The following is a 2,194-nucleotide window of genomic DNA, read 5'->3' as shown; positions in this document are numbered from 1 at the left end:
TATCTCTCCTAATTCGATTCGATAACCTCGTATCTTTACTTGATGATCATTTCTTCCTAAGTACTCTAAATCTCCTTCAGGTAACCATCTTACTATATCCCCTGTTTTATACAAACGCCCTTCTCCAAATGGATTGGCTATAAAACGTTCTTCTGTTAATGTAACATTATTAATATAACCCGATGATAATCCTACTCCACCTATATAAAGCTCTCCTACAACTCCTTTTGGTAATAATTTTAGATCTTTATCTAAAACATAAGCTTGTGTATTTGCAATAGGATACCCTATAGAGATATTACTTCCTTTTAAATCTTCTAATTTTAATTTTTTGGATACTGAAATAACAGTTGCCTCTGTTGGTCCATATTCATTATAAAAATCATAATCTTTTATATATTTCTTTGCCAAACTTGGCTTACATGACTCGCCTGAAACAACTATACGTTTAAGGTATTTTAATGAAGGTAAGGATAAACTTTCTAAAAACGAGGGGGTAACATTTAAATGTGTAATTTCTTCTCTAACTAATACATTTATAAATTTTTGATGATCTATTAAAGTATCTTTCTCTAATAAAACTAAACTTGAACCTGTAGTTAAGGCTAACCAAATCTGCTCTACAGAAACATCAAAATAATATGGAGAGAATTGTAATATCTTATCTGTTATATTTACTCCTAAAAATTCACGCTCATGGTTAATTAAATTTGTAACTGATTTATGTTCAACCATAACTCCTTTTGGAGTTCCTGTTGATCCTGAAGTGTATATTACATAAGCTAAATTTGATACCTCAACAAAAGATAATTTCTTTTTGACTTCTAAAGATAGATCTAATTTTTTAGCTTCAATAAAGGTATATTTCGAATCAATTACAATATCATCAGTATTTACATTTCCTAAAATTAATTCTACATCACATTCTTCTAACATATGATAAGTTCGAGATAAAGGTTGATCTACATTGATTGGTAAATACGCTCCCCCTGCTTTCATTATACCTAAAATACCTGTGATCATTTCTAAAGAACGAGTCATCATTAAACCAACTATAGAACCTTTTAACACTCCTAAACTCATCAAATGAGTTGCCCATAAATCTGAACGAGCATCTAACTCTTGGTAAGTAAGGTTTTTTCCTTCCATAACTAAAGCTATAGAATTTGGAAACTCTTCAACTTTAGAGCGAAACATATCTAAAACTGTTTCCTCTAAATCATAATTCACTTTGGTAGTATTTAAACCTAATAACAATCTATCTTTTTCTGAAGTTGATAGTATATCTATATCCTTCAGTTGCTTTTCTTTATTATCTAATACACTATCTATAATTTTATTTAGATAACCTGAAAATCTTGCAATACTTGAAGAGCTATATAAATCTGTTCGATAATTAAGTGATAAAACTATTGATTCAGAATCTAAAACATCTAACATTAAATCAAACTTCGCTATAGTATAACTAACATCATGGCCTACTATTTTCAAACTCTCTGATTCTTCTATATCAGTTACTTCTTGATATTGATTGTATGAATAAAAAACATCAAATAACGGATTACGTCCACTATCTCGTGAAACATCTAATGCATCTACCAATTCTTCATACTGATACAATTGATGATCAAATGCCATTAATGTATTTACTTGTAGTTCTGATAAAAATTCTTGAAAGCTAGTTCCTGAAGTTACTTGGTTACGTAGAGCTAATGTATTCACAAACATTCCTACAACCTCTTCTAAATCGGCATGATTACGCCCTGCTGTTGGAGTACCTACAACAATATCTTCTTGATTTGACAACTTACTTAGTAAAATTGAATAAATACCTAAAAACAATGTGTACATTGTTACTCCTTCACTTGCTGCTATTTTACGTAACTCTTCACTTTGTTTTTTACTTAGAGTTATTGAATGAACATCTCCTTCTGTACTTTGATTTTGACTACGAGGATAATCTGTAGGTAATTCTAATGCTGTTAACTCTTCACTATACTTATCTAACCAATACGTTTTATGACTCGATACTAAATCTTGATACCCCTCACTTTGTTGCCAAACTGAATAATCTATATAATCAATATTCAAACTTGGTAAAGACTCTCCATGATACAATAACCAAAAACCTTTCATTAAAACCTCATTGGAAACTCCATCATTAATTATATGATGTGAATCTATCATTAACAAA

Annotated in this window: 1 protein-coding gene; it reads right to left on the bottom strand. The window is 29.9% G+C overall.

Features of this window, described 5'->3' with window-relative positions:
* Positions 1-2,194 (bottom strand): non-ribosomal peptide synthetase (locus DS884_RS00055; protein ID WP_113785302.1); only part of this gene is annotated, 2,194 nt, incomplete at both ends.

Source organism: Tenacibaculum sp. E3R01 (genome assembly GCF_003318185.1).
Classification (GTDB): Bacteria; Bacteroidota; Bacteroidia; order Flavobacteriales; family Flavobacteriaceae; genus Polaribacter; species Polaribacter halocynthiae.
The sequence above is the reverse complement of the archived record's forward strand: the minus strand, read 5'-3'. Positions and strand labels throughout refer to the sequence as shown.